Annotated in this window: 23 protein-coding genes; 5 read left to right on the top strand and 18 right to left on the bottom strand. The window is 63.0% G+C overall.

The window, feature by feature from the left end; all coding sequences use genetic code 11:
- Positions 1 to 121 precede the first annotated feature (121 nt).
- Positions 122 to 1039 (top strand): urea transporter, encoded by a 918-nt coding sequence (locus tag ACIPHM_RS04925; RefSeq protein WP_400325075.1) that lies wholly within the window; start codon positions 122 to 124, stop codon positions 1037 to 1039.
- A gap of 455 nt (positions 1040 to 1494) precedes the next feature.
- Here the strand turns inward: ACIPHM_RS04925 and ACIPHM_RS04930 are convergent, their stop codons facing one another.
- Positions 1495 to 2991 (bottom strand): cryptochrome/photolyase family protein, encoded by a 1497-nt coding sequence (locus ACIPHM_RS04930; protein WP_400325077.1) that lies wholly within the window; start codon positions 2989 to 2991, stop codon positions 1495 to 1497.
- A 145-nt stretch (positions 2992 to 3136) separates the two neighbouring features.
- Between ACIPHM_RS04930 and ACIPHM_RS04935 the strand changes: the two genes are divergently transcribed.
- Positions 3137 to 3592 carry a hypothetical protein gene (locus ACIPHM_RS04935; RefSeq protein WP_400325079.1) on the top strand — a complete coding sequence of 152 codons (456 nt, stop codon included), beginning with the start codon at positions 3137 to 3139 and terminating at the stop codon, positions 3590 to 3592.
- A gap of 264 nt (positions 3593 to 3856) precedes the next feature.
- On the opposite strand, the gene ACIPHM_RS04940 is transcribed toward ACIPHM_RS04935, so the two are convergent.
- From ACIPHM_RS04940 to ACIPHM_RS04985, 10 genes are all read right to left on the bottom strand, one after another.
- A complete protein-coding gene (locus tag ACIPHM_RS04940; protein WP_400325081.1) occupies positions 3857 to 4366 on the bottom strand; it encodes an MgtC/SapB family protein in 510 nt (169 codons plus the stop codon).
- A gap of 25 nt (positions 4367 to 4391) precedes the next feature.
- Entirely contained in the window at positions 4392 to 5522 is a 1131-nt protein-coding gene (gene dinB, locus ACIPHM_RS04945) for a DNA polymerase IV (protein ID WP_400325083.1), read from the bottom strand.
- A gap of 93 nt (positions 5523 to 5615) precedes the next feature.
- Positions 5616 to 6410, bottom strand: a complete 795-nt coding sequence (locus ACIPHM_RS04950) for a hypothetical protein (RefSeq protein ID WP_400325085.1) — start codon at positions 6408 to 6410, stop codon at positions 5616 to 5618.
- A gap of 136 nt (positions 6411 to 6546) precedes the next feature.
- Entirely contained in the window at positions 6547 to 7647 is a 1101-nt protein-coding gene (locus tag ACIPHM_RS04955) for a CaiB/BaiF CoA transferase family protein (RefSeq protein WP_400325087.1), read from the bottom strand.
- Positions 7648 to 7754: 107 nt separating this feature from the next.
- Complete coding sequence (locus ACIPHM_RS04960; protein WP_400325089.1) at positions 7755 to 9038, bottom strand: CaiB/BaiF CoA transferase family protein; 1284 nt, start codon at positions 9036 to 9038, stop codon at positions 7755 to 7757.
- A gap of 3 nt (positions 9039 to 9041) precedes the next feature.
- The gene (locus ACIPHM_RS04965; protein ID WP_400325091.1) at positions 9042 to 11069 is read right to left on the bottom strand and encodes an aconitase family protein; all 2028 of its coding nucleotides are present in this window, start codon (positions 11067 to 11069) and stop codon (positions 9042 to 9044) included.
- Between the two features lie 128 nt (positions 11070 to 11197).
- On the bottom strand, positions 11198 to 12274 hold the full coding sequence (locus ACIPHM_RS04970) for an ABC transporter substrate-binding protein (RefSeq protein ID WP_400325092.1): 1077 nt from the start codon (positions 12272 to 12274) through the stop codon (positions 11198 to 11200).
- Between the two features lie 209 nt (positions 12275 to 12483).
- On the bottom strand, positions 12484 to 13407 hold the full coding sequence (locus ACIPHM_RS04975; protein ID WP_400325094.1) for a LysR substrate-binding domain-containing protein: 924 nt from the start codon (positions 13405 to 13407) through the stop codon (positions 12484 to 12486).
- A 306-nt stretch (positions 13408 to 13713) separates the two neighbouring features.
- Positions 13714 to 13842: a hypothetical protein gene (locus tag ACIPHM_RS04980; protein WP_400325096.1), complete on the bottom strand. Its 129-nt coding sequence runs from the start codon at positions 13840 to 13842 to the stop codon at positions 13714 to 13716.
- 248 nt (positions 13843 to 14090) lie between these two features.
- Positions 14091 to 15662, bottom strand: coding sequence for an ABC transporter permease (locus ACIPHM_RS04985; protein ID WP_400325098.1), 1572 nt, complete (start codon positions 15660 to 15662; stop codon positions 14091 to 14093).
- A gap of 503 nt (positions 15663 to 16165) precedes the next feature.
- Here ACIPHM_RS04985 and ACIPHM_RS04990 point away from each other — a divergent pair.
- Genes ACIPHM_RS04990 through ACIPHM_RS05000 form a run of 3 tightly spaced genes read left to right on the top strand, consistent with a single transcriptional unit; the run spans position 16166 to position 18614 of the window.
- Positions 16166 to 17275 carry an ABC transporter ATP-binding protein gene (locus tag ACIPHM_RS04990; protein ID WP_400325100.1) on the top strand — a complete coding sequence of 370 codons (1110 nt, stop codon included), beginning with the start codon at positions 16166 to 16168 and terminating at the stop codon, positions 17273 to 17275.
- Positions 17276 to 17334: 59 nt separating this feature from the next.
- A complete protein-coding gene (locus tag ACIPHM_RS04995; protein WP_400325102.1) occupies positions 17335 to 18129 on the top strand; it encodes a thymidylate synthase in 795 nt (264 codons plus the stop codon).
- The gene (locus ACIPHM_RS05000; RefSeq protein ID WP_400325104.1) at positions 18126 to 18614 is read left to right on the top strand and encodes a dihydrofolate reductase; all 489 of its coding nucleotides are present in this window, start codon (positions 18126 to 18128) and stop codon (positions 18612 to 18614) included. The genes ACIPHM_RS04995 and ACIPHM_RS05000 overlap by 4 nt, the downstream gene beginning before the upstream one ends.
- Before the next feature lie 30 nt (positions 18615 to 18644).
- Here ACIPHM_RS05000 and ACIPHM_RS05005 read toward each other — a convergent pair whose 3' ends face one another.
- From ACIPHM_RS05005 to pmbA, 7 genes are all read right to left on the bottom strand, one after another.
- Positions 18645 to 20093 (bottom strand): GGDEF domain-containing protein, encoded by a 1449-nt coding sequence (locus tag ACIPHM_RS05005; RefSeq protein ID WP_400325106.1) that lies wholly within the window; start codon positions 20091 to 20093, stop codon positions 18645 to 18647.
- A 419-nt stretch (positions 20094 to 20512) separates the two neighbouring features.
- Positions 20513 to 21226, bottom strand: a complete 714-nt coding sequence (locus ACIPHM_RS05010; RefSeq protein ID WP_400325108.1) for an ABC transporter ATP-binding protein — start codon at positions 21224 to 21226, stop codon at positions 20513 to 20515.
- A complete protein-coding gene (locus ACIPHM_RS05015; protein WP_400325110.1) occupies positions 21223 to 22023 on the bottom strand; it encodes an ABC transporter ATP-binding protein in 801 nt (266 codons plus the stop codon). Before ACIPHM_RS05015 ends, ACIPHM_RS05010 begins: the two co-directional genes overlap by 4 nt.
- Positions 22024 to 22041: 18 nt before the next feature.
- Positions 22042 to 22917: a branched-chain amino acid ABC transporter permease gene (locus ACIPHM_RS05020; RefSeq protein WP_400325112.1), complete on the bottom strand. Its 876-nt coding sequence runs from the start codon at positions 22915 to 22917 to the stop codon at positions 22042 to 22044.
- Between the two features lie 13 nt (positions 22918 to 22930).
- On the bottom strand, positions 22931 to 23812 hold the full coding sequence (locus ACIPHM_RS05025; protein WP_400325114.1) for a branched-chain amino acid ABC transporter permease: 882 nt from the start codon (positions 23810 to 23812) through the stop codon (positions 22931 to 22933).
- A gap of 129 nt (positions 23813 to 23941) precedes the next feature.
- Positions 23942 to 25093 carry an ABC transporter substrate-binding protein gene (locus ACIPHM_RS05030; protein WP_400325116.1) on the bottom strand — a complete coding sequence of 384 codons (1152 nt, stop codon included), beginning with the start codon at positions 25091 to 25093 and terminating at the stop codon, positions 23942 to 23944.
- A 218-nt stretch (positions 25094 to 25311) separates the two neighbouring features.
- Positions 25312 to 26670 (bottom strand): metalloprotease PmbA, encoded by a 1359-nt coding sequence (gene pmbA, locus ACIPHM_RS05035; RefSeq protein ID WP_400325118.1) that lies wholly within the window; start codon positions 26668 to 26670, stop codon positions 25312 to 25314.
- Positions 26671 to 26675: the final 5 nt, after the last annotated feature.

Genomic DNA, 26675 nt, shown 5'->3' on the forward strand with positions numbered 1-26675 from the left:
GCGCCCATCGCTCATCACCCCTCGCTCCGTTGTTGCCAGCGCCAAACCTATCTATGGCTTGCGGGCTCGTGAGCGCTTCGCCACGTCTGTTTGCGCTATGTCCCTGTCCCGCTCGTCTCCCATGTCAGCGTCGTCACCCGCATCGCTGGCCTCGCCGCCTACACTCGGACAACGCCACTGGTTGATCGGGGAGCTGCGCGGACTGATGGCCAACTTTGCGCAGATCTATTTCATCCCGTCGGCCGGCATCGGGGCATTGTTACTGGCGGTGCTCGCCCTCGCTGATTGGCCGGCGGCGATGATCGGACTGGCGGCGAGCGGTGCCGCGTCGTGCTTCGCCGTCCTGCTGCGGCTGCCACGCGACCAGCGCCGCACCGGCCTCTTCGGCTACAACGGGGCGCTGACAGGCATTGCGTTCGGTGCGTTGTGGCAGCCCGATGCTGTCTTTGCCGCGTGGCTGCCTGTTTGCGTCGGCTTTACCGTCGTCTCCACCGCCGCCCTCATGCGTTACAAGATCCCGGCATTGACCGGGCCTTTCGTGGCCGCCATGGCCCTGTCCTGGGCGGTGCAGCCGTGGCTCGCGCTGACCCCGCGCGCCGGGTCGCTTGCCTGCGACGCGGGCACGCCGGGCTTCATCTTTTGTGCCGTGGGACAGGTTGTCTTCGTGGCGCCGTTGGTGCTGGGGCTGTTGACCTGGTACGTGCTGGCACTGTGGAACGCCCGCGCGACCTTGTGGGCGCTGACGATGGCCGGCGTCGTTTGGACGGGGCTCGCTGCATTCTCCACGCTCTGGCCGTCGATGGCCGCGCAGGCGGGCGGCATCGGCGTCAATGCGTTTCTTGCGGCGCTGGGCCTTGGGGTTTTCGGACACCGCCCTGACACCCGTTTTTTGGGCGCGGTACTTGCAGCAATGATCTGCGTCGCACTGGGTGGCGTGCTGGGTCCGTCGGGATGGCCGTACTTCACGTTGCCGTTCAATCTGGCGGTATGGATGGTGCTGGGTGTGGCGACGTGGCGGCGGCGGACCGATCCGGTCTAGGGGCGGGATGGCCGTGAAACAGGCACGCGATGGGTGCTGAATGGGCTGGGAATGGGTGGAACGGGCGCGTTAGTGACGCGACGCCGGCGCAAAGAAGCCCACTGACATGGACGCACCGGGCGTCGGATAAAAAAATGCCCGGAACGTTCACGTTCCGGGCACTCGCTCAACGCGAACCCCGTGGTGCGAAGCTGCCGTCTACGCGGCAAGGATTTTCTCCCGCTTCTCGGTGTGGTTTTGGCCTGCCCTTGCTCATTCCAGAGCACTTTGAGCACATCTGCTGTTGTTGTACTGCTTCCTCCCTGACGCCCACTAACGCCCCCCGACGCTGCGAACCGATACCGAAGCCCAGGCCTCTTGCGTGCCATATCCGTATCAACGGCCGGACGCCGAAAAAGTTGACCGGGGTATACACCGATCGCGCCCATCGGCACCGCGCGGGAAAACCCGAACGGTCAGGCGCCATCAGCCTCGCCGTCGGCCTTAGCGGATACGGCAGGCGTTTTCACGACCGCATAACGCGCGAGCGTTTCCTTGCGAGCGACGTCATGGGCGACCAGCGGTTGCGGATAATCCTGTCCCAGCCTGACGTTGGCGTCGGTCAGCGTTTGGGCGTCAGCCCGCCACGGCGCGTGTAGCGCCCTATCGGGCAGATCGGCCAACTCAGGCACGTACTTCCGGATGAAGCGCCCCTGCGGGTCGAACTTCTCCGATTGCGTGACAGGATTGAAGATCCGGAAATACGGCTGGGCGTCGCATCCGGTGGAGGCCGCCCATTGCCATCCCCCGTTGTTCGCTGCCAGATCGAAGTCGTTGAGCTGACGGGCAAAATACGCTTCGCCGCGCCGCCAATCGATGCCGAGGTCCTTGACCAGAAAGCTGGCCGTCACCATGCGCAGCCGATTGTGCATATAGCCGGTCTGGTTGATCTGACGCATTGCGGCATCGACCAGCGGATAACCCGTGCGTCCGTCGCACCATGCCTGGAAATTCGCCTCGGCAGCTTGACCGGAAGCCCACTCGATGGCGTCGTACGCAGGCTTGAATGCGTTGCCCACCACCTCCGGGTGGTGATGCAGGATCATGAAATAGAACTCGCGCCAGATGAGCTCGCCCAACCAGGTTTTCGCGCCGTTACCGGCGTCACCGCCGAGCAGCATGGCGGCATGCGCCTCGCGGGCCAGCGTACGGATCGAAATCGTGCCGAAGCGCAGGTGCACCGACAGATAGCTCGGCCCGCGCACGCCGGGATAGTCGCGTCGTTCGTGGTAATGCGCCATGCGCGGCAGGAAATCGTCCAGCAACTGCCGGGCACCGGACTCGCCCGCCGGGATCGCCATCCGGCGTGATTCCGCCACGTCAAAACCCAACGACGCCAACGACGGCACCTTGTCTGCCCCCTGCGGCGGCTTCGCGAGACGTTGCAGATCCGATTTGCGGCCACGCGGTGCAAGATCGACCGGCCGCACCTGCTTGAGCCACGCACGCGAATATGGCGTGAAGACGCTGTACGGCTCGCTCTGCGCGGTGAGGATCTCATTGGTGTCGAAGATCACCTGGTCCTTGACCGCCTCGAACGCGATGTCCGAATCGTCGAGCGATCTCGCCACCGAGCGGTCGCGGGCCACTGCGACAGGTTCGTAATCACGCCCGGCGAACACGGCCTGCACGCCAAGCGACTTCGCCAACACCGGAATTTCCTCGACCGGATCGCCATGCCGCAAGATCAGCGCACCGCCGGCATTCGCCAGCGTCTGCGCCAACTCACTCACGCTGTCGTGAATGAACGCGACCCGGCGGTCGTCGCGCGGCAGCCCGGTCAGGATCGTCGTATCGAAGACAAACACGACATACACCTCGCCGCACGCCGCAAGCGCCTGAGCCAGCGTCGCGTTGTCCGAGCAGCGCAGATCGCGCCGCATCCATACCAGCCCTTTGTGGAATTCGCTCATGTCTGATTGGCGCGACAGATTCGTGCCATGATCGGGTTAAATCGGGTTAAGTCAGGGGGTGACGTCGACGGAATCCGGGACGGACTCGCCAAATCCCTTACCATAGCGAGATCGTGGACTTTACGCCATCGGCCTCGATTACCTCATGATTCGGAAGTTTCCGATTTTGGCCCGCACCCAGCTTGTCGTGCCGGTCCTGTGTAGCGTTGCAGCCGCTTTGCTCATCACCGGTTGCGCCACGCCGTCCCAACCTCACAACACCCCGAGCGCCGCGCATCCGGCAGCCCCTGACGCCGCCACCTTGCGCGAGCGCCATCTGGCCGCCGCCGATGCTGCGGCCGACCAATATCGCACTTGCCTTTACGGTCACGTCGGGCGCTACGTCAATCTTGTGCCCGACCCGGTCCGATTGGCCGATGAAGCTGCCGTCGAATGCGCCCCGATCACCGACCGGTTCCGGCGCGAGCGTCAGGCAGCCATCGTGACGTACACCTCACCATCGGACGCCGCCCAACAAGCCGACGCCGCCACCCTCTCCCTTCAGGCGGACGGTCTGCGTGTCGCGCGAGCAAGAGCGACAGAGTTGCGCGCGCTTCAATGAAGACAGGTGTGAACTTCACGTTGCGTCGCGTTTCGGTTACGTAGTCTCCCGAACGTGCTTTCCCTAATCGGGCAAGCCCCGATTGGCGAAAATCGGGCCGGTGACCAAAATGAAATCGCCCTCTTACGTCCTTTTGGGGGTACTGCGACAACGTCATTTGCCCGCTTCGGCGGGCATTTTTCTTCGGTATCCGCAGAAATTTTCCCCAAGTCGTTCAGGGCGAGGAGGCTGCGATGTGCGTCTTCTGCAAACCCAGCGTGAATGTCACTTGCCGTCGCGTCCATGCCGCGCCGACGCGTCCTCGTCAGACGAGTCCTTTGCCCGCTCGTCGTGCCCCAACCAGCGGTGCGCGAGCACCTCGAGGCGTCCGCCGAGCGCCAGCACAATAATCAGCAGCACCATCGCCACGAGCGCGATATGCCAGCGGCCGAGTCCGCAAATGATGCCGATACCCGTCGTACTCCAGAGCGCCGCCGCGGTCGTGAAGCCGTGCACCGATGAGCCCTGACTCGGCCGAATGATGCAACCCGCGCCAAGAAAACCGATCCCGGCCACGATACCCTGTATCACCCGGCTCACCGACGAGCCGTCATAGGGCAGCGTCGTTCCCGGAAACGGCACGACGGCGAGCACAAACAGCGCCGAACCGAACGACACGATGGCCAGCGTTCGCAAGCCGACGGACTTATGGTGCAAATTCCGGTTGAGCCCGACCAGTCCGCCGAGAAGCAACGCCGCTGTGAGCCGCAATGTGACTTCGACGATCTCTGCCATGCCTCACCTCATTCGCCTGCGCGATCTATGTCCGTGACGAGGCATTATCGCCCGGCGCGGGCGGCGTGAGCTGTGCGCCGTCATCCCAGTCGTCGAACAATCGCAACTGCCGCGTGGCCTGCGCTTCGAGCAGGCGAACGCCAACACCCATCAGGCGAACCGGACGACGCTTGCGCCCCACCGCCTCCGCCAGCAACTCGCGGCATTGCGCGGGATCAACGCCCAGCGCACCGGCCTCGGCCGTAGTCCGCGAAAAATCGGCAAAGCGAATCTTGACGAACACCTTGGCAATCGCCAGCGGCTCGCTGCGACGCGCCCGCCCGATCCGCTCCGACAACTGCTGGAGCAATGGCGCAAGCGCCGTCTCGCACTCCGCCAGGGTTCGCAGATCGCGCGTATACGTCGTCTCGACGCTGATGGATTTCCGCTCGCGATCCGGGCTGACCTCACGCGTATCGATGCCGCGGCAGCGCTCGAACAGACGCTGCCCGAATACCCCGAAACGCTCGGTCAGGTCGGTCAGCGAATGACTGCGCAGGTCGCCACAGGAATCGACACCGAGCGAGCGTAGTTTCTCCGCCGTCACCTTACCGACTCCGAACAAACGCTCGACCGGCAAGACGGCGACGAACGCGTCCACTTGTTCTGGCTTCACGACGAACATGCCATCGGGCTTGCGCCAGTCACTCGCGATCTTGGCAATGAACTTGTTGGGCGCGACACCGGCTGATACGGTCAGCCCGACTTCAGCCGCAATACGAGCACGAATCTCGCGAGCGATCAGCGTGGCAGAGCCGCCGCAATGTTCGCTGTCGGTGACGTCCAGATATGCCTCGTCGAGCGACAACGGTTCGACCAGGTCCGTGTAATCGCGATAGATCGCCATGATTCGTTTCGACGCCTCCTGATACCGATGCATCGACGGCGCAATGATGCGCAACTCGGGACAGAGCTTGAGCGCCTGCGCCGACGGCATGGCCGAGCGCACGCCGAAGGCCCGCGCCTCGTAGTTGCACGTGGCAACCACGCCCCGCTGATCGGGCTGACCGCCGACCGCCAGCGGAATGTCGCGCAACGACGGATCATCACGCATCTCGACGGAAGCGTAAAAGCAGTCGGCATCGCAATGAATGATCTTGCGCAGGGAGGATGTCATGATAGGCAGCGAAAACACTGTGCAAATATACAGCATTCAAGCGCTTTTCGCGTCCTATCCGTCACTCCATGGGCGTCATCGACATTGTCGACGTCATCGCACCGGCAGGAACTGGAGAAACTGCGCACCCAGCAGATTCTGAACGTAGCCGATGCCGGCCCGCCGGTACTTCTCATCGAGCATCTCCGCAAGGAGATCGAGGCGGCCGATGATCTTGCCGAACTCTCGCTCGAAACTCACGTTGCGCACGTCAGCCATTTCGTTGGCCAGCAACAACGGCTTGCCCGCCGTGTCTCGACGGCTCGCCAGCAACCACGCCGCGATCTCCACGTTGCGCGCTGCGTTGTAGATGCGCTGCGCGTCCAGCCCGTCGCTCAGATAGAACACGGTCGTGCCGCCATGCGCCGTGATGATGGTGTCTGAAAGACTGAAGACGAACGCCGCCACCCGGTCCCCGCCGAATGCCGGATCGAGCGATAACGACAATGCCCGGACATCGCGCAGGTCTTTCAACTCCGCCAGCGTGCGACGGCCTTCGATGGCGGCGCGCAACTGCGCCATCGCTTCAGCCTGCGTCGCCGCACCGCCCTTGCGCCATTCGCGCGGGTTGCGCTTGTAGAGCTTGTCGGCCAGCAGATACAAGCTTTCCAGATTCGCGCGCATGCCCAGCGTCGCCATGCGATTGATGTCCGTCTGCGCAAGATCGGCAGTCGTCATCGACGTCGAGCGAACCTGGCCGTGCGCTACCGGCGCAGCCTGATACGACACGCATCCGGTGCACATCGCCGCCGCTGTCGTTGCGCTGATGAGAGCGCCAAGCGCCAGCCGTCGCCGCGCGACGTGGGCGAACAAGTTGGGGCGTCGGGGCGAGGCAAGCCGTCGGGTCATGGGTATGTCGTGATCGGTAAGCAACGACTCTACGCGATCGACACCCGCACTTCGCGTCCCCCCAGCGCGAAAAATTGTGACATTCGGTAACGCGCCATCACGCCGAGCCCCCCCCCAATGCCCTCATGCATCGGCATCAGGGCAGCAGCGCCTCGCGAGTCTTCGCGAACAGCGGATGCGAGATGGCCTCCTCCAACCGCAGCACTGGCGTGACGCAGCAATCGGCCTCGGCGAAACGCGACGTCCACTCAGCCTGCGACGCGCTCGCAAACATCGCCGCCAGTTCCGCCTGCAACGCGAGTGCGTCCTCGCCGCCTATCGCTTGACCCAGCGACCAGTGCCGGGGCTTCCAATCGCTGCGTCCCAGCACATCGCACAGCGATTCCCAGAACTTGAGTTCAAGCGCGCCCACCGCCATGTAGCGCCCGTCGAGCGTGCGGTAGACCTGATAGCACGGCACACCGCCGTTGAGCAGATCCTTGCCCGCCCGCGAGACATGCCTCTGACGGTGCAACGCCACCGCGGGAACGATGTTCGAGCGGAACACCTCGTGGGTCATCGAGATGTCCAGCCAACGCCCGCGTCCGGTGCGTTGTGCTGCAACGAGTGCCGCCAGCACGGCTTGCACCGCCGCCTGTGCACCGCCGTACAGATCCCCAATCTGGAAGTTCGGCACGATGGGCGTATCGCCCGCGTCGCACAACTGATCGAGCACGCCCGCGTAACCGATGTAGTTGATGTCGTGACCCGCGGCCTGCGCCATCGGTCCTCCCTGGCCGTACCCCGAAATCGATGCCATCACCAGCGACGGCCTCACACGTGCCAGCGTCTCGTAATCGAAACCCAGGCGCGCCATCACACCGGGACGAAACCCTTCGAGCAACACGTCGGCATATGCGACGTGCTTGAGAAACTCGGCACGGTCGGCCTCTCGCTTGAGGTCGAGCCGCACCAGTGTTTTGCCGCGATTGAGCAGCCGCCAGAAGCCGCTCGGCGGTGACTCGCCCTCGGCCAGCATCATCTCGCGGGCGTAGTCGCCCGCTCCCGTATCTTCGATCTTGATGACGTGCGCCCCCATTTCTGCGAGCCGCAACCCCGCTAGCGGGCCAGGCAGCAGACGGGTGAGGTCCAGAACTGTCACGCCGGACAGCGGGGCATCCGGGGCATCCGGGGCATCGGACAATTGGGGGGACGCAGACGATTCACATGCTTTGGCAACGTCGGGCGATTCGGTCATGGCGGACTTGGAGTGGCGGCGAATGTCCACACCGTACCGCGCCGAGCCATCTGCCCGCAACCAGACAACACGCCGACTTCCTTCGGATTACGCCTAATTCACCCCGATCAACCCCGATGGGCGCTGTCCTTCCACAAGACGGGACCGGTAGCGTCGCCCGCGCCGGAGGCTTCGTCCGGCATCGGTTCGCCCGTCGGCCCCGCCACCACGCCCTCGCTCAGCAGACGCGCAATCTGGCTATCGAGATACCCCAGATTCCGCAGGATTTCATTCGTATGTTCGCCCGTCACCGGTAACGCACGTCGTGCGGGCAATCGTTGCCCGCCCATGGCGATCGGCAGCAGCGGCACTTGCGTATGCTCACCGTCGTCCGTCGTCAAATCCCCCAATCCGCCGCTGGCGAGCAGATGCGGGTCGTCGAACAGCGCTTCCGTCGTGACGATCGGCGCGAACGGCAAACCATGACGCTCGAAAGCCGCCGCCAGATAACTCGCATCGAAGCCCAGCATCATTTCGCGCAGCAACGGCAGCAGCCAGTCGCGGGCGAGCACCCGATCGTTGTTCGTCGCGAGCCTCGGATCTTCCGCCAGATCGTGACGACCGAACACGTCGCAGAAAATTCGCCATTGCGTGTCGCTCACGACGGCCAGAAAGATCTGCACGCCGTCGCGGGCCGTGAACACATCGTAGATCCCCCACGCCGACACGCGCGCGGGCATGGGGTCGGGCGCCACACCGGTCATTGCGTACTGCTGCATATGTTGCGCAGCCAGCAGTACGCAATTCTCGAAGAGCGCACCCTGCACTTCCTGCCCGCGTCCGGTCGTCTTGCGTTCATAGAGCGCCGCCATCGCGCCGAGCGCGCCGAACACGCCTCCCATGATGTCGTTGACCGACGTGCCCGCTCGCAACGGCTGTCCGGGTGGCCCTGTCATGTACGCAAGTCCGGCCATCATCTGCACAACCTCATCGAGCGCGGTGCGCTCGGCATATGGCCCCGGCAAGAAACCCTTGAGCGAGACGTAGACGAGCGCCGGATTCAATCGCGATAACGTTGCATAGTCCAGCCCGATCTGGCGCATGCGGCCAGGCTTGAAATTCTCCGTGAGCACGTCTGCCGTGCTCACGAGACGCAGAATCAGCTCGCGTCCCTCCGGGCGAGTGACGTCCACGGCAAGACTGCGCTTGTTGCGGTTGAACGCGCGGAAAAAGCCCGCGCCTGCGCCCAACAGACGCCGCGTAGCGTCGCCACCGACAGGCTCGACTTTGATGACATCCGCACCGAGGTCGCCGAGCACCATGCCGCACATCGGCCCCATGACCATGTGGGAAAACTCCACGACTCGAATGCCTTGCAACGGCGTCGGCGCCGCACCGGCTACGTCCTGCATCGACTAACCTCCCGAACCCGCTCGCGACGCCGCGTCACACCGCCGGTCCGGCGTGATCACGATGGGGGAAACGAATCCGTCGCGTCGTAATTGATCGAAGCCGACGATGTACCCCGCCAAGGCACTCGCCGCCACGGTGGCCGGACTGCCCAGCCACATTTGTCCGGGTCCGGAGCGCCCGGGGAAATTCCTGTTCTGGGCGCTGATGACCACGTCTGCCGAAGCCTTCGAGACACCGGGACCTGCGTTGACACACGCGCCGCAGCCCGGCGAAAGCACGGTGACGCCGGCCGCCTTGAAGACGTCCGCGTAGCCTTGCGCTTCGCACCATGCCCGCACGTCTTCGCTGCCGTATTGCAGATAGAAGCGCACGCCGTCGGCCACGCGATGCCCCTGCGACAAACCCCATGCAAGCACGTCGTGACACGCGCGCAGGTCATCGCGCTTGCTGCCTGTGCACGACCCGCCGTACGCAATGTCGATGGACACCGCCGCCGGCAGATCAGCCAGCGCCACGCCGTTGCCCGGGTCACCGGGACTCGCCACCATCGCCCCAACTTGCGTGCAATCGATCTCGATGACGTGCGCATACGAAGCCTGCGGATCACTCGTCATCCATGGCGCCAGCGTGAAATCGATGCCACGCCGCTCACGCAGATACCGGACGGTTTCGTTGTCGGGCACGATCAAACCCGTCAGGCCGCCGATCTCCGCGACCATGTTGGTGAGCGTGGCGCGTTCGTCAGTCGACAGATGCGCCACCGCCTCGCCGGAAAACTCGATGATCTGGCCGAGGGCCCGTCCGTCGCGGATATAGGGCAGATGCAGCAGATGCAAAGCAAGATCCTTCGCGCCGACGCCAGCCGGCAAGCGCGCGCGCAAGTGCACCAGACAGGTACCGGGCACCGCAAGTCGCGCATCCCCGGTGAGCCAGGCATTCGCCATCTCCGTCGCCCCTACCCCGAACGCGAAGGCGCCGACCGCGCCGCAATGGGGGGTGTGCGAGTCGGTGCCGACGATGGCCTGACCGGGCAACGCGTAGCGCTCAAGCATCAAGGCATGGCAGATTCCTTCCGATCCGCCGCCCGCAGCACGCCCATGCAGACGCAGATCGTGCCGCGCACAGAACTCGCGCTGGACCGCGCCCAGCCGTCGCGCCGCATCCATCAACAGCGGCGGGCGGCTGCCGTCGGCAGAGACCGCATCAAGATGGGTCAGATGATCCTCGAAGCACAGCAGCGACACCGGATCATGTAACGCCGGCACGGCGTCGCCAAACGCGTGGCGCAGGAAACTCACCGCCATCGGCGTCACATACTCGTGGGAGAAACGCCAGTTGACTGGCACGAAAACGGCATCGCCGACACGTACGCGAGGCACGTGCAACGCGCGCGCAATGATCTTCTCGCCGTAGGTCATCGCCCCCGGCGCATGCGCAGGCTGCGGCGGTACGATCTCTCCGGACAATCTTCGTTGCGTATAACCGAACAGCCCACCGCTACGTACGATGGCTTCGCCCAGCGAATCGCAGTCTTCGAGAAACGCGTCGATGGGGATCTCGTCGCCGTTCTGCAAACGCTCCACGAGCGTGAGATCGGTCGACATCCGCAACCCGAGGTTCTGGCAGTTCTGTGCGTAGCTACGCTCGAAACTCTCGGCGATCACGATGCGGATACCTGCACACCATTCGGCAAACGGACTCGCGTCGCTCGAGGAGCCCTTACCACGGCGCAGCCCTGCGACCGACAACGCAAAGCCCCCCTCGCGCACCGCCTTCGGCGTGACTGGAAAGCACCCCGCCGGGCCGGCCGAGTCCTCACTGCATCGCAGACCGACGTAGACGTAGTCGCCCAGCGATTCGTCAAATGCCAGACACGCCCGTGCGGGCGCGATCTCGTCGGTGGAAATCTGATCGCGCAGTGCACCGGCCTCGGCCCGCGTCAATACCTCGCCGGCCAGTTGCCGGCTCATCACCTCGGTCCGGTCGCTCAACCACAACACACGCCCGGTCAGTTGCACGGTGGCTTGCATGAGATCGCTCCTCGAATGGCCCCGCATGGACTCACCCGTTTCGATCGCAAGTGACGTGCCGCAGCGATGTGCGGCAACGAGGAGAAAGTGAAGTCATGACGTCCAAACGCGCGTTCGGTAGGCGTAGCTTACGGATACCGGCGATTCGCCTGCGTGGCGAACGCGTTGGTCCAGGTATCACCCAACCGGATCTGCGACGGCTTGATCTCGGGTGTGAACGACGCGAGCGCCCTCAGTGCCGTGGCCGGGCCGTCGGCAGGCATCATGCCGTCTGGAGAAAACGCCTCGCGACAATTGGCGAAGGCCTTCAGATAGAGCGACTTGTCACCGAGCAGATATGCTTCGGGCACCGTCTGGAGCAGTTGCGCGGCAGAGGCATGTTGCAGCCACTTGTCCGCACGCACGATGGCGTTGGCCAAGGCCTGCACCGTTCGCGGGTTCTTCTGGATGAAGCTCTGTGGTGCGTACATCACTGCCGCAGGCATCGGACCTCCGAACATTGCGCGGGTCCCTGCCTGCGTACGCGTATCGATCAGCACCTTCACGTCGCCCGACTCCTGCAACAACGTCATCATCGGATCCACGTTGGAAACGGCGTCGACCTGTCCGCCACGAGCGGCAGCCACCACCGTCGCGTTGCTCCCGACGCCGACGATCGATACATCGGTCGGCTTGAGTCCGGCTTTCGTGAGCGCCACGCTCACCAGCATGTGCGTACTCGATCCCGGCGCGCTCACGCCAACGCGCATGCCCTTCAGATCTTTGACCGACTTCACTTCGGCCGCCTTGGCCTTGACCACGCCCAAGACCAGTTGCGGCGCCGCACCCAGCACAACGAACGACTGATAGGTCAGCCCTTTGGTCTGCATGAGCAATGTGTGCTCGAAAGCGCCGGTGCCCACATCGGCACTGCCGCCAACGACCGCCTGCAGGGCTTTCGAGCCACCGGCAAAGTCGTCGATGGTGACGTCGAGGCCTTCGTCCTTGAAGTAGCCGAGTTGTTCGGCGATGGTCAGCGGCAGGTAATAGAGGCCGGGCTTTCCGCCAACGGCGATGGTGATCTGCGGTTTTTCGAGAGGCTGTGCCGGCGCGGCAGAGGCCGCGGCGCTCAGGCCCAACGCCACGAGACCCAACGCCATCAGCGTAAAGACGAGAATCAGGCGTCCCACGGCTTCGCGCACGCGGCGTGCTTCGGCATATGTCATCACGTGTCTCCTCCCGCAAGTTGCAACATACGGGTGCACTCCAGTTCGTTGGCCGGGATCGCACTCGGCTCCCAGAGCATCCGCTGCACCTTTCTCTGCGGCAAGAGGTGTTTCGGCATGCCAGACATCGCCGTTCGCGATGTTTGTGTCATATGCGATCAAGACGGTACGGTCCATGCGGTCAATGCCATTCGTATCCTTCGTGCCCGTTATTTGTTCCCCTCCGCTACGTTACGTGCGCACAAATGATCGACCAGCATGCGCGACGCGACCGGCAATGCGTCGTAACGGCGTACGCAGACAATCAACCGGCGCTCCGCCCACGGATCGGTGAGCGGCACGAGGCGTAGGGCCTCACCGTCCGTGACTTGCGAATAGATGCCGACGGCCTCGCGGGGCGCGATGGCCAGTCCGAGCTGAGCCCGCACCATGCGGCACACCGCTTCGAACGTCGAGACATGGATACGGAACTTGACCGTTTTGCCGTGTTCGGTGGCGAGGCGCCGGAATACGGTATACATGGCGCTGTCCGGGTGGACGCCAATCTGATCGAAGTCCAAGGTTTCGATGAACGCGAGCTGCGCTGCGCAGGCCAGCGGATGGTCGCGATGCAGCACGGTCACGATCTGGTCGTGGCGATAGGGAAAGACTTCGACATCGCGGGTATCGACGGCATCCCAGCAAATGCCGATGTCCGTGGCACCGTCTGCCACACCGCGCACGACCTGAGCGCTGGTGTGCTCCTCAAGGTCGACTTTCACCCCTTCATGGCGACGCAGGAAGGCACCGAGTTCGTCGGGCAATGTCTCGACGATGGAGGAAACGTTGGCGAAGATGCGAATGTGGCCACGCACACCACTCGTGTACTCGGACAGGTCGCCCTGCATCTTCTCCAGACTGCGTAGTACGTTGCGCGCGTGATGCAGCAGCGCTTCGCCCGCCGGCGTAGTCCGCACGCCCCACTTGTGGCGTTGCAGAAGTGCAGAGCCGACCAGAGATTCGAGGTCGTTGATCCGCTTGCTCACCGCCGAGGGCGCGATGAATTCACGCTCGGCTGCGCGGGCAATGCTGTTCTCTTCACAGACGGCGACGAACAGTCGCAACGAGACAAGATCGATCCGCCATAGCGCCATGCCTGTCTCCCGAAAGGCACTGCATTGACAGCGATTTTGCGGCGAGTGTGGCAAAAACGCCACCGGGCACCGCCCCTGGCGACACAGGAAAACAACACTGAAACGGTGATCAACGTTCGCGAACCGATGCGAAACGTTGCAAATCGTCGTGAATGCTTCGCAAACCGGGGAGACACGACTCAGGGGAGAAACGCGTGAAGCGCCGGATGGCACAAAACGGACATCGTGCCAACAGGTTGCACGTTCCCATCGGACGTCTTGCGTTCGGTGTGATGTCCTCGCGCCGGTCCCTCCCAGGACAACCGCCTAGCGCACCGCTCCCGTCAGCAACACGGCGTTCCAGCCGCCGTCTGCCGTATTGACCGGTGCCTCGGGCGGTGGTGCCGACGCCAAGGCCATGAACAGCCAACATTTGCAAATGACGATCGCAATCATTTTGTTGACGCTCAATCTTCCCGGCTGGTTGCCGGGTTTGATTTGACTATAGTGCGGCGCTATCGAGGAGGCAACCGGGAAACGTTTCTAGAAATAACAAAACCGGCGGTTGACTGCCATTGACCGGGCGACCAGGCACGCCGACCTTGCGTATGAGGTACATCAGGCACGGTGGGAACGAGAGCCCCTGACGTCACAGATAGGCGTCGGGAAACGGTGGCGCCCCGTGACGTCAGACCATCCGCAGATCAGGGACGGCGGGCAATCGCGCGAGCCAGCACCAGCACCGGCAGCAGGCCGACGAGCACCAACGTCAACGCAGGGACGGCGGCCTCGGCGAGCCGTTCGTCGGCCGCCAGATGATTGGTGACGACGGCCAACGTATCCATATTGAACGGCCGCAGCGCGAGGGTCGCGGGCAGTTCCTTCATGACGTCGACGAACACCAGCAACGCAGCCGTCAACACGCTGCCACGCAGCAGCGGCAGGTGCACACGGCGCAACATCGACCAGCCCCCAACGCCCAGGCTGCGGGCGCTGGCGTCGAGATTCGGGGCGATGCGCGCAAATCCGGCGTCCACGCTTTGCAGTGCCGCCGGGAGGAATCGTACGAGGTAGGCGTAGATCAGCACGCCCCCGGTGCCCGCGAGCACCAGACCGTCTGCCCCGGTGACATTGCCCAGCCAGGTGTCGAGATGCAGCACCGGCGTGAGAATGCCCAGCGCAATGACCGCACCGGGGATCGCGTAGCCAACACCGACCAGACGCACCGCGACGCGCGTGAATCGTCCCGGTGCGAGCCGCTGCGCATAGCCGAGCACGATGGCGAACACACTCGCGACGAGCGCCGCCATCGCCGCGAGACGCACGGTGTTGTAGACCCATTCCCCATAGCGCGGCCACGGCACCTGATCCAGCTCGGAGACCGCCAGCCGCAGCATGATCACCGCAGGGAGCGCAAAACCGATCACGAGCGGCAGCGCACAGCCGAGCGTGGCGAGCGCACCGCGTACGCCTTGCAGTCGGGTCCGGCGCGATGTCGTGGGCGCGCGCCCCGGTGCGCCGTAGTAACGCAATCGTGTCCGGCTGCGCGCTTCTGCCATCAGCAGGACAAGCACCGCAAGCAGCAGACAGGCAGACAGTTGGGCTGCCGCGAGGCGGTCTCCCATCGACAGCCACGCGCGGTAGATGCCGGTCGTGAATGTCGGCACGCCGAAGTACGCTACGGCGCCGTAGTCGGCCAGCGTCTCCATGAGAACGAGCGCGACGCCCGCCACCAGCGCCGGACGCGCAAGCGGCAATGCCACCCGCACAAACGCTTGCAACGGCGTACACCCCAACGTGCGTGCGGCTTCGAAGAAACGCTGGCTGTGCTCGAGGAACGCCGTACGAGCCAACAGGTATACGTAGGGATAGAACGCCCCCGCGAAGACCCATGCTGCGCCGTACCACGAGCGAATTTCCGGAAACCACGTCACACGGTCAACGGCGAGCATCGTGCGCAACGCGCTTTGCACTGGCCCGGCGAATTGCAGAAAGTCGGTGTAGGCGTAGGCCGTGACGTAGGCGGGCATTGCCAAGGGTAGGATCAACGCCCACTCAAATATGCGGCGGCCGGGGAATGCGTAGTGAACGACCAGCCATGCACTTGCCACGCCCATCACCAGCACCCCCGCGCTCACTGCGAGCGAAATGCGTAGCGAATTGAGCGCGTACTCGGGCAGCACCGTACCGAGCATGTGTGTCAGCACAGCGCGCGTGTCGGCATCCCCCGTCCCCAGTGCTGCCACCATCCCGAGCATCGGAACCAATACGATCATTGCGGGAAGCCATGCGACAAGCCGCCAACCCCACGCCCCTGAGAGACGCACACTGCGTCTACGACGCCGAAGAACGACCGAATGACCAAGGGATGGACCTGCCGCTGTCGGCGCAAGGGGCGAAACCACGGGGTTCACCAGCCCCTCCATCGCCCCGGACGGAAAATCGGTAGAGACAGAATCGGCGGCGGCGCGTGACTGGGTCGTCGATGACATCGGCAAGTCGTGAGGGGAGCGGGTAAATGGGTGATCAATGGGAAACGAACAGACGGAGAAAACGCGCGCAAGCCGGCACAAACATCATTGGCGGCGGCCTCATGGGTCGTGCGCTCGAAACCTCACTTCTTGTCTTGCACTATGGAACCAGAAGGCATTATCCGGTCTAAAGCGTTGTAAATTATACGCATTCGCAATTGCGTCTCTGACGCGGCCGGCCGCAGAAAGTGCCCGGCCGCCTCGCAAAGATCGTTTCTCTTGCGCCGACACACGCCATCCCAACGCCGATGCCTCTGCCCTATCTGCTGCTGGACCACATCTCCGTGAATTACGACGCCGCAGGTCACGTCCACACGGCCGTACGCGATCTTTCGCTCTCACTCGCGCGCGGTGAAATCGGCTGCTTGCTTGGTCCGTCCGGTTGCGGCAAGACGACAGTACTTCGCGCCGTATGCGGCTTCGAGCCGCTCGCGGGCGGCCGCATCGTGCTCGATGGTCACGAAGTCGCCAACGCGCAGTCAAGCGAGCCACCGGAGCGCCGTCATGTCGGCGTGGTGTTTCAGGATTACGCGCTGTTCCCGCATCTGAACGTGGCGCAGAACATCGGCTTCGGCCTTGGGCGTTTTTCGCGGAGTGAACGTCAGGCTCGCGTAGAGATGCTCGCCGAGCGCGTCGGGCTGGCCGGCGTATTACGCAAGTATCCGCACGAACTGTCGGGCGGGCAGCAGCAACGTGTGGCCCTCGCCCGGGCGCTGGCCCCGTCCCCAGCGCTACTGTTGCTCGACGAACCTTTCTCGAACCTCGATCTGGATCTGCGCGAACGGTTGGCCGTAGAAGTGCGCGAGATCATTCGCGCCAGCGGTGCGACGGCGATTCTCGTCACCCACGACCAACACGAGGCGTTCGCGATGGCGGACCGCATTGGCGTGATGCATGCGGGCGCGATTGCACAGTGGTCCCCCGCACGCGAGTTGTGGCGCACGCCCGCCAACCGCGTGGTGGCGGACTTCATCGGTCGCGGTACGTTGATTCCCGGCATCTTCCGGGGCAATGCCAATGGCGGGGGCATCTCCCTCGAAATCGGAGAAATCCCCGTGACTGCGGCGCAAGCCGACAAATTGCTTCGAAGCGCCGCCACGGATACCTATCCCGTGAGCGTCGACGTGCTACTGCGGGCGGACGACATTGCTCACGACCCGGCGAGCCCGTTCGAAGCGACGCTCGTCAGGCGTGCATTCCGCGGGGCCGACCAGCTCTATACGCTGCGTCTGACATCTGGCCTGGAGGTGATTGCCCGGGTGGACGGCGAACTGGCCCATGAAGCCGGTGACCGTGTCGGGGTGCGGTTGTCGGTGCAGCATCCGGTGGCATTCACGGCGACTGCCGCCCCCACCTGACGCATCGACAGCGCACCGATACTCAGAGGCTGGTAAAATCCGCCAAAACGGATGGGCCTATGAAACAGTACCTCGACTTCATGCGCCATGTACTTGAACATGGCACAGACAAGACCGACCGCACGGGCACAGGCACGCGCTCGGTGTTCGGCTACCAGATGCGCTTCAACCTGCAAGACGGGTTCCCGCTCATCACCACGAAAAAAGTGCACATCAAGTCCATCGTGCACGAGCTCCTGTGGTTCCTGCAAGGCAGCACCAATGTGCGCTATCTGCAGGAAAACGGCGTGTCCATTTGGAACGAATGGGCCGATGCCGACGGCGAGCTCGGCCCGGTCTACGGGGCACAGTGGCGCTCATGGCCGACGCCCGACGGCGGCCATATCGACCAGATTACGCAGCTTGTGGACCAGATTCGCTCGACGCCCGATTCGCGTCGTCTGATCGTCTCCGCTTGGAACGTGAGCGAGATCCCGCGTATGGCGTTGCCGCCGTGCCATGCGTTCTTCCAGTTCTACGTAGCGGACGGCAAGCTGTCGTGCCAGCTTTACCAGCGCAGTGCCGATATCTTCCTCGGCGTGCCGTTCAACATCGCAAGCTACGCACTGCTCACGCACATGGTGGCGCAGCAGACGGGCCTGAAGGAAGGCGACTTCATCTGGACAGGCGGCGACTGCCATCTGTACAGCAATCACCTCGAACAGGTGGGCACGCAGCTTGGGCGCAAGCCGTTCGCGTTGCCGAAGCTCGAGATCTCGCGCAAGCCCGAGTCGATCTTCGACTATCGGTTCGAGGACTTCCATATCACCGGGTACGAAGCGCATCCGCACATCAAGGCACCGGTGGCCGTATGACGATTCTGACTTTGGTGGTCGCCCGCGCCGAAAACGGCGTGATCGGGCGCGACAATCAATTGCCGTGGCGTTTGCCGGAAGACCTCGCGCACTTCAAGCGTACGACGCTCGGCAAGCCTGTCGTGATGGGACGCAAGACGTACGACTCGATTGGCCGTCCGCTGCCGGGACGCCGCAATATCGTGGTGTCGCGCAATCCGGATCTGAAGATCGAAGGTTGTGACGTGGCCGGCTCGCTCATCGATGCGATGCGGCTTTGCGTCGGCGTGGAAGAGATCTGCCTGATTGGCGGCGCGCAACTGTATGCGGAGTCGCTGGCCAGCGCGGACAAGGTGATCGTGACGGAAATCGCCAAGGCCTTCGAGGGCGACGCGCATTTCCCCGATCTCCCCGCCGCGCAATGGCGGGAGACGGCACGCGAGACACATCACTCGCCTGCCCCGAACGATTTCGATTATTCGTTCGTGACTTACGAGCGGGTCTGATTCCGCTCACTTAGGTGTCTGGGTACAAACTCAGGCGCTCAGGTTCGTGCGCGGCACATGCGTTGCCGCGCCACCCACCCCACCTTCCCCGCCAGATGCCGGCGGCATACCCTTCGATACCTGTACACGATCGCGGCCAAGTCGCTTGGCAGCGTACAGCGCCTCATCCGCCAACGCGATCAGACGCTCCTGTGTGTCGCGGATATCCCCTTGCTGCGGCACGTGCGTTGCGCACCCGACACTGACGGTGACGAAACCTTGCGGACCCGGGCCAGGTTTCCCCAGCGCCCGAACGCTCTCCGTTACGCGCGTAGCCACAAACTGCGCCCCTTTCTCATCCGTTTCGGGCAAAACGATGACGAACTCCTCGCCGCCGTAGCGCGCCACGAGATCGGTCGGACGATGCGTCGCGCGCATGAGGGCGAGCGCCACCTGCTCAAGGCATGCGTCACCGACCGGATGACCGTATTCGTCGTTGTAGCGTTTGAAGTGGTCGACGTCGACCATCAACAGCGATAGCGGATGGCCAGACCGGCGCGCCTGCTCGAAGTCTCTCGGGAAACGGTCGTTGAAGTAGCGTCGGTTGTAGATGCCGGTGAGCGCATCGCGGTTGCTGTATTCGATCAAACGTAGATGGGCGCGTGTGAGTTCGCGATACAACCGCGTGACTTCCCATACGAGTACGCAGACGAGAAGCCCTGGCGCGGACATGCTGAAAAAGCGTGCAAGATACCAACCCAACGAAAATCGGACGGTACTCATCAGGCTGAGCGTCGTATCCGTCACGCAGGCCAGGACGGCCAGCGCTACCCACAAGTCGAGCACGGTTCTCAAACGGCCGATCCCCAGCACGGCCCCCAGTGCGACGAGATTCAGCACGAGCAGCACGATACCGATGCCGCTGGCAGAGAAGTCGCCCGGCGCGGTGGCAGGCCATAAGGCGGGGGGGAGCGGTACCGCCAACGCCGTCAGACACAGCAATATGCCCACTATCAGCGGGAGACCGACGTAGAGCGACATCGCTTGCCCCACTGGGGGCAATTTAGCGACGGATTGGGGAGTGAACAGCCGTCGCGAGATCATGGCGATCAGGACGAGCGTGGGGAACCCGGCGTGCCAGAAGACCCAGATCCAGCCGGACGTCGTAGGGTACGCGCCAAATAACCCCTTGGGCGCGAAAAGTCCCGGGAATGTCAGCAGTTGCATCGCGACGGTCAACGCCGTAAAGGCATAGGCGCCGGCCAACAGCCCGAACACGGGCAGACGACTCACCTGAAACTGTGCGCAAAGCAGATACGACGCAATCGTCGCGGTCGTAAAAACCGTCAGCCCGCACATGGGCAGGAATGGGGCCACCGCAGGAAGCACGGTCGTGGCCTGAGGTGCCGCCAATATCAAGGCGGCAACGATAACGATCGCCAGACAACCGGCAAATGCCCGCTGCCCTCGCGACGCGTGTTCCATCAGAAAACCATCCATGAAGGTTCCTTAAGTCCCTCGCGGGTCGGTGTTGTGGCGGTGTATGGGATGACACATGCCAGCACTGTACGACCAGGTCTCTGTGTGGGCCGGCGATTCGGGAAGCATGCACCAATTCTCACTAGATGCCAACGGGCGGAGCGGCTGGATGCACGCTCGGCTTGAGGCGTCTGAAACGTGACGGTCGATATTCTGGCTGAATTTCGGAAGTTTCTTGATGACATCCCGGGTTCTACCCAGAATTCCCGCGCCGCGATTCATTCGTCAGTTGTCGCACGTACCGAGTTAGCGCCAGGACGATCGCAGGATTGCGCGTAAAAAACAAAACGCGCCGATCAGCCCCTCAGGACCCATCGACGCGCTTCGTTTTCATACAGACGGATATGCCGCGTACGGCAAGCCCCGTCAGCCACGCAACATCAGCCGCCCAGATACGCCTCCAGCACGCGCGGATTACCCAGCAAATTGCGGCCGGTGTCCTCGAGCACAACCTTGCCCGTTTCCAACACGTAGCCATGCTGCGCGATCTTCAGCGCCTGACGTACATTCTGCTCCACCAGGAAGATGGTCAGGCCGTCCGCATTGATCTCTTTCAACGTGCTGAAAATGCCTTGCACGATGATCGGCGCGAGACCCATCGACGGCTCGTCCAGCAGCAACAGTCGCGGACGCGCCATCAGCGCCCGGCCAATTGCCAGCATCTGCTGCTCGCCACCGGACAGATTGCCCGCCATCTGGTCGATACGCTCGGCCAGTCGAGGGAAGCGTTCCAGCACCTTGTCCAGGTCAGGCTTCACGTTCTGCTTGTCACGTCGCGTGTAGGCCCCCAGTTCGAGATTCTCACGCACGGACATGGTCGTCAGTGTGGCGCGGCCTTCGGCCACTTGCACCAACCCGCGCTGCACGATCTTGTTGGGTGCCAGACCACCGATGTCCTCGCCTTCGAAAACAATGGTGCCCGCCTGCTTCTTGACGAGACCGGACAACGCGAGCAGCGTCGTCGACTTGCCCGCACCGTTGGCCCCCACGAGCGAGGTGATTTCGTGCTCGCGCAACGTAAAATCGACGCCCTTCACGGCCTCGATATGCCCATAGGCCACTTTCAGGCCCTTCACTTCGAGCAGCACGCTCATGCCTTGTCCTCCGCACCAGCCGCCAAAGCAGCCACATCGTCGTCGTCATCGCGCCCCAGGTAGGCTTCGATGACCTGCGGGTTGTGCTTGATCTCGTCCGGATTGCCTTCGGCAATGATGCGGCCGAAGTTCAGCACGGCAATCCGCTCGCACAAGCCCATCACGAAACGCATGTCGTGCTCGATCATGAAGATCGTGTAACCGCGCGCCTTGATGTTCTCGATCTCACTCATCAGATCGACCTTCTCGCCCGTGTTCATGCCCGCGACCGGCTCGTCGAGCAGCAGCAGCTTGGGCTCGGTCGCCAACGCGCGCGCCAGTTCGAGCTTGCGCTGATCGCCATACGAGAGGTTGTCGGCAATGTCGTATGCCTTGTGGTCGAGCTTGACCCACGACAGCAGTTCGTGAGCACGTTCTCGCGAGCGCTTCTCCATGTCCCGGAACCCCGGCAGCGAGAGCAACAGCCCTGCCGGACCATACGAGAGATGGCGGTGCATGCCTACCACGACGTTCTCGATCAGTGTCATCTCCTTGAAGATGCGAATGTTCTGGAACGTACGGGCAACGCCGCGCTGCGTGATCCGGTGCGGCTTTTCGCCGACCAGACTCTCGCCGTTAAACGTGATGTTGCCGCCCGTGGGCTGCAACAAGCCGGTGATCAGATTGAAGACGGTCGTCTTACCCGCACCGTTCGGGCCGATCAGGCCGAAGATGGTGCCCTGCGGCACTTCGATGTTCACGTCCTGCAGAACATGAAGGCCGCCGAATCGCTTGGAAATATTGGAAAGCTTGAGCATGTCGTGTCCCCCGTCCGCTTACGTGGAAGAGGCCGAACGCGTCTTGCCGGCACGGAACCAACGGCGAAAACGCATCGGATCCCAGATGCCCTTGGGCAGGAACAGCACGATCAGCACCAGAATCAGGCCGTTGACCACAAGACGGAAATCGTTGAACGCGCGCAGCAACTCCGGCAGAAGCGTCAGAATCGTGCTGCCGAGCACCGGGCCCACCAGACCGTTGATACCGCCGAGAATCGCCATCGTCAGAATCTCGACACCGCGGTCGAAGCCGAATTCGTTCGGTCCGATGAAGAACGTCAGATGCGCGTTGAGCGCCCCGGCGAGACCGGCCAGCACAGCGCCCAGCACGAACGCCAGCATCTTGTAACCGGTGACGTTGATACCCATGAGGCCCGCCGCCGTTTCGTCTTCCTTGATGGCTTCGAACGCACGTCCCACCTTGGAGCGGCGCAGACGCCACAGCACGGCGAGCGAGATCACGACCGCAGCCGCGACGTGCCACCACTGCGTGAGCTGCGGAATGCCGTTCAGGCCGAGCGCACCGCCCGTCAGGTCTTCGGTGTTGAGGATAAGCACGCGCACAACTTCACCGAAGCCGAGCGTAGCCATCGCCAGATACACCCCCGACAGACGCAGCGTCGGCTTGCCGATGATGAACGCGACCAGCGCCGGCGCGGCCATGCCGCCCGCGAGCGACACCGCGAATGGCGCGTCGTAGTTCATCGTGAGCAACGCGGCGGAGTACGCACCAATGCCCATGAACGCAGCATTGGCCATGGCCAGCATGCCGCACGAGAGCGTGAGATAAATCGACAGGGCGAGCAGCGCGTTAGTGCCAAGAGTCAGCACCAGATTGCTGTATACCGCCCAGAAATTATTGAACCAGTCCATTGCGCCCCCGTGATTACGCTTTGCGTTCGAGCACTTTGCCGAACAACCCCTGCGGACGCACCAGCAGGATCAGGAACAAAAGGCCGAACGCCACGGCGTCGCGCATGTTCGAGCCGATGTACGCCACCGACAACACTTCGGCAAAGCCGAGGAACAAGCCCCCGATCATTGCGCCACGAATGTCGCCCATGCCGCCCAGAATGATCACCGCAATGCCCTTGTGCAGCATCGGCTGCCCCATCAGCGGGAACACCGCGTTGGAGTACAGACCGATCAGCACGCCAGCCATGCCACCCAGACCAGCCGCGGCAAACGACGTGGCAAGGAACAGACCTTCGACGTTGATCCCGAGCAGATACGCAGCCTTCGGCGATTCGGCGATGGCGCGCAGTGCGCGGCCCAGTTGCGTCTTCTTGATCGTGGTGATGAGCACGGCCATGAGCGCAAAGGAAATGAAAATGATCGCGAGTTCGAGCACCGTCATGTGCACGCCGGCCACCGTGAGGGTGTCCTGCGAGACGATGTCGTACGGAAAACGCAGGTTCTCCGCACCGAAGATGCCCTGAACACCGTTGTTGAGCAGAATGCCCACGCCAATGGTGGCGATCATCGGAATCAGGTGGGGGGCACCGCGTTTGCGCAACGGTTTGAGCACCAGCACGTCGATGAGCAAGCCGAGCAGACCGGAGACGACGACGGCCGTCACGATGGCCGCCCACAGCGGCAGATGCAGATGCACGACGGCTTGCAGCGCCGCATAGGCACCGACCATGAAGACCGCGCCGTGCGAGAGATTGATGACGCCGAGGATGCCGAACACGAGTGTGAACCCGAGCGCGAACAAGGCGTACACGCACCCGAGGGAGAGCGCGTTGACGAGTTGCTGTTCCAGCATGGTGTGTATTCCAGCTTAGGGACGGAGGCACACGCCGTACGGGGGTGCGACGTGTGCCAGAAACGCCGATGGGCGTAGCGCCTTTCGGCCCTACGCCCATGCGGACTTCTTCAAGTACTGCCGGGCTACTTACTTCTCGATGACGTACTTGCCGCCCTTCGTCACACTGACGATAGGCGCTTGCTGTGCGTCGTAGCCGGCCGGCTTGCCGTTCTTGCCCGTTGCCTGACGGAACGCAAACTTGCCCGTCGCACCTTCATGCGTGACCTTCGGCAGCGCGTCGCGCAGGGCCTTGCGGTCGGCGTCCAGATTGCCCGAGATCTTCACGTTCTTGATCGCAGCAGCGGCGATATACATGGCGTCGTACGACTGGGCCGCGAACTGATCCGGCGCGACGTTGTACTTCGCTTTGTACGCAGCGATGAACTTCGTGTTGGCCGGGGTGTTGTTCTCGATCGACCACGGGCTACCCACCCACAGGCCGTCCGAGCTGCCCTTGGCCAGATCGAAGACCTTGACCGAGTTCATGCCGTTGCCGCCGATGAACGGCACGTTGATACCCAATTGACGCGCCTGCACCATGATCGGTGCGCCTTCGGCGATCAGCGCCGACAGAACGATGGCGTCCGGGTTGCTTGCCTTGATCTTCGTGAGCTGGGCCTTGAAGTCCACATCGCCCTTGGCGAACGTCTCGGTCGTCGTGACCGGGATCTTCAGGTCCTCGAGGGCCTTCTTGAAGTTGTCGTAGCCGCTCTTGGTGAACACGTCGTCGTTGCCGTACAGCACCGCGACCTTCTTGATGCCGGTGTGCTTGGCCGCGACCTTGATGGTCTCCGGCAGCACGTCGGCTTCGGTCACCGAGTTGCGGAAGATGTAGTCGCCGATGGAGGTGATGCCGTCAGCCGTGTTCGACGTGCCGAAGGCCACCGTCTTGCCCGCCTGCGCGATCGGATCGGCAGCCTGTGCCGAGTTCGACAGCGTCGGGCCGAAGACCATGAGCACCTTGTCCTGGAAGATCAGCTTCTTGAAGACGTTGATCGCCTCTTCCTTCTTGCCCTGCTCGTCTTCGATCTGAAGCACGAGCTTGTTGCCGTTGATGCCGCCCGCGGCGTTGATTTCGTCAGCGGCAAGCTGGAAACCGTTCTTGATGGCCGCGCCGTACTGCGCAGCGCCGCCCGACAGTGCTTCGGCCACACCGATCTTCAGATCGGCTGCGTGGGCCGCAGCCACCATCCCCGTAGCGACAAGTGCGCCCAGCAACTTGGTCATGGTGCTTTTCATGAGTCCTCTTCCTCCAATACCTAGTCTCTAGTTATGAGAAGGCGCGCCTTATGAGCGCGCCCATTACCCTAACTACCGTGTACGTTCTTAAGCCACGACTTAAGAAAACTCCTAAGCATATCGCAAACTGCCTGGGCCGGACACGATAATTGAGCTTTTGCCCCGCAATGGCGCACAAATGCAACGCGTTTGTGGCGCCATAACGGCTTTTGGCAGCATCAATGACCGGCAATGGTCATTTGTTCAATCAGGATTGACCCGACTTCCTTCGTGCCGCGCACTAGCGTGTCCGCCCCGATGGCGACGATCTGCCGGAACATGTCGTTCAAATTGCCTGCCAGCGTGATCTCCTCGACCGGGTACTGAATTTCGCCGTTCTCGACCCAAAAGCCCGACGCGCCGCGCGAATAGTCGCCCGTCACATAATTCACACCCTGCCCCATCAACTCCGTCACCAGCAGACCGGTGCCCAGCTTGCGCAGCATGGCGCGGAAGTCGTCGGTCGGTGCGGTGAGCTTGCTGTACATGCGCAAGTTGTGCGAGCCACCCGCGTTACCCGTCGTCTGCATGCCGAGCTTACGAGCCGAGTAGGTCGACAGGAAGTAGCCCTGCACCACGCCATCGCTAACCACGTCGCGGGCGCGCGTTTTCACGCCCTCTTCGTCATACGGCGCGCTCCCCATGGCGCGCGACACGTGCGGGTCTTCATGAATGCCGACGTGGTCGGCGAAAACCGGCTTGCCCAACGTGTCGACGAGGAACGTCGCCTTGCGGTACAGCGCACCGCCGCTCACACCCTGAACGAACGCGCCCAGCAGGCCCGCGGCGAGGGGAGCCTCGAACAACACCGCGCACTTGCGGGTGGAAAGCTTGCGGGCATGCAGACGCGCCAGTGCGCGCTCCGCGGCATACCGGCCGACCGCCTCAGGCGAGGCCAGATCGCCCGCTGCACGCTTGGACGAATACCAGTCATCGCGCTGCATATGGCTGCCCGAGCCCGCAATGGGCGAGACCGACAGGTAATGGCGCGAGTACGGATAGCCCGAGAGGAAGCCGCGCGTGGTGCCGAGCATGAACTGCGAGTGCTGGGCGGATACGCCGGCACCTTCGGAATTGCGAATGATCGGACTTACGTCGAGCGCCGCCTTCTCTGCCCGGCGCGCCAATTCCACGGCTTCGTCTGCCGTGATGTCCCACGGATGGAACAACGACAGATCCTGCGGATGCGTTTCGAGCAACGCTGACTCGGCGAGCCCTGCGCAGTCGTCTTCCGCGGTGAAACGAGCAATGTTGAAGGCCGCGTCGACCGTATCGTGCAACGCCTTGCGCGAGAAATCGGACGTACTGGCGTTGCCGCGACGCTGGCCGATGAAGACCGTCACGCCGACCAGCTTGTCGCGATTGCGCTCGATGGTCTCGACCTTGCCGCGCCGGACCGAGACCGACAGGCCGTCGCCCTCGGAGATCTCGGCCGCCGCATCGGTTGCGCCGAGCGAACGTGCGTATTGCAATACGTCGCTGACGATTTCCTTGAGTTGGTCCTGGGTATGCGTGAAGTGCTGGGTCGCTTGGGACATCGGCG

Origin of the sequence: Pandoraea sp. NPDC087047 (genome assembly GCF_044745225.1) — a bacterium.
GTDB lineage: Bacteria > Pseudomonadota > Gammaproteobacteria > Burkholderiales > Burkholderiaceae > Pandoraea.

Coding starts and splice junctions, on each gene's coding strand:
- ACIPHM_RS04995 (WP_400325102.1), top strand. CDS start 17,335: ATGAAACAGTACCTCGACTTCATGCGCCATGTACTTGAACATGGCACA.
- dinB (WP_400325083.1), bottom strand. CDS start 5,522: ATGACATCCTCCCTGCGCAAGATCATTCATTGCGATGCCGACTGCTTT.
- ACIPHM_RS04975 (WP_400325094.1), bottom strand. CDS start 13,407: ATGGCGCTATGGCGGATCGATCTTGTCTCGTTGCGACTGTTCGTCGCC.
- ACIPHM_RS04955 (WP_400325087.1), bottom strand. CDS start 7,647: ATGACCGAATCGCCCGACGTTGCCAAAGCATGTGAATCGTCTGCGTCC.
- ACIPHM_RS04925 (WP_400325075.1), top strand. CDS start 122: ATGTCAGCGTCGTCACCCGCATCGCTGGCCTCGCCGCCTACACTCGGA.
- ACIPHM_RS05000 (WP_400325104.1), top strand. CDS start 18,126: ATGACGATTCTGACTTTGGTGGTCGCCCGCGCCGAAAACGGCGTGATC.
- ACIPHM_RS04970 (WP_400325092.1), bottom strand. CDS start 12,274: ATGACATATGCCGAAGCACGCCGCGTGCGCGAAGCCGTGGGACGCCTG.
- ACIPHM_RS04960 (WP_400325089.1), bottom strand. CDS start 9,038: ATGCAGGACGTAGCCGGTGCGGCGCCGACGCCGTTGCAAGGCATTCGA.
- ACIPHM_RS04980 (WP_400325096.1), bottom strand. CDS start 13,842: ATGATTGCGATCGTCATTTGCAAATGTTGGCTGTTCATGGCCTTGGCG.
- ACIPHM_RS04930 (WP_400325077.1), bottom strand. CDS start 2,991: ATGAGCGAATTCCACAAAGGGCTGGTATGGATGCGGCGCGATCTGCGC.
- ACIPHM_RS04990 (WP_400325100.1), top strand. CDS start 16,166: ATGCCTCTGCCCTATCTGCTGCTGGACCACATCTCCGTGAATTACGAC.
- ACIPHM_RS05030 (WP_400325116.1), bottom strand. CDS start 25,093: ATGAAAAGCACCATGACCAAGTTGCTGGGCGCACTTGTCGCTACGGGG.
- ACIPHM_RS05010 (WP_400325108.1), bottom strand. CDS start 21,226: ATGAGCGTGCTGCTCGAAGTGAAGGGCCTGAAAGTGGCCTATGGGCAT.
- ACIPHM_RS05005 (WP_400325106.1), bottom strand. CDS start 20,093: ATGGATGGTTTTCTGATGGAACACGCGTCGCGAGGGCAGCGGGCATTT.
- ACIPHM_RS05015 (WP_400325110.1), bottom strand. CDS start 22,023: ATGCTCAAGCTTTCCAATATTTCCAAGCGATTCGGCGGCCTTCATGTT.
- ACIPHM_RS04940 (WP_400325081.1), bottom strand. CDS start 4,366: ATGGCAGAGATCGTCGAAGTCACATTGCGGCTCACAGCGGCGTTGCTT.
- ACIPHM_RS05020 (WP_400325112.1), bottom strand. CDS start 22,917: ATGGACTGGTTCAATAATTTCTGGGCGGTATACAGCAATCTGGTGCTG.
- ACIPHM_RS04935 (WP_400325079.1), top strand. CDS start 3,137: ATGATTCGGAAGTTTCCGATTTTGGCCCGCACCCAGCTTGTCGTGCCG.
- pmbA (WP_400325118.1), bottom strand. CDS start 26,670: ATGTCCCAAGCGACCCAGCACTTCACGCATACCCAGGACCAACTCAAG.
- ACIPHM_RS04950 (WP_400325085.1), bottom strand. CDS start 6,410: ATGACCCGACGGCTTGCCTCGCCCCGACGCCCCAACTTGTTCGCCCAC.
- ACIPHM_RS04965 (WP_400325091.1), bottom strand. CDS start 11,069: ATGCAAGCCACCGTGCAACTGACCGGGCGTGTGTTGTGGTTGAGCGAC.
- ACIPHM_RS05025 (WP_400325114.1), bottom strand. CDS start 23,812: ATGCTGGAACAGCAACTCGTCAACGCGCTCTCCCTCGGGTGCGTGTAC.
- ACIPHM_RS04985 (WP_400325098.1), bottom strand. CDS start 15,662: ATGATCGTATTGGTTCCGATGCTCGGGATGGTGGCAGCACTGGGGACG.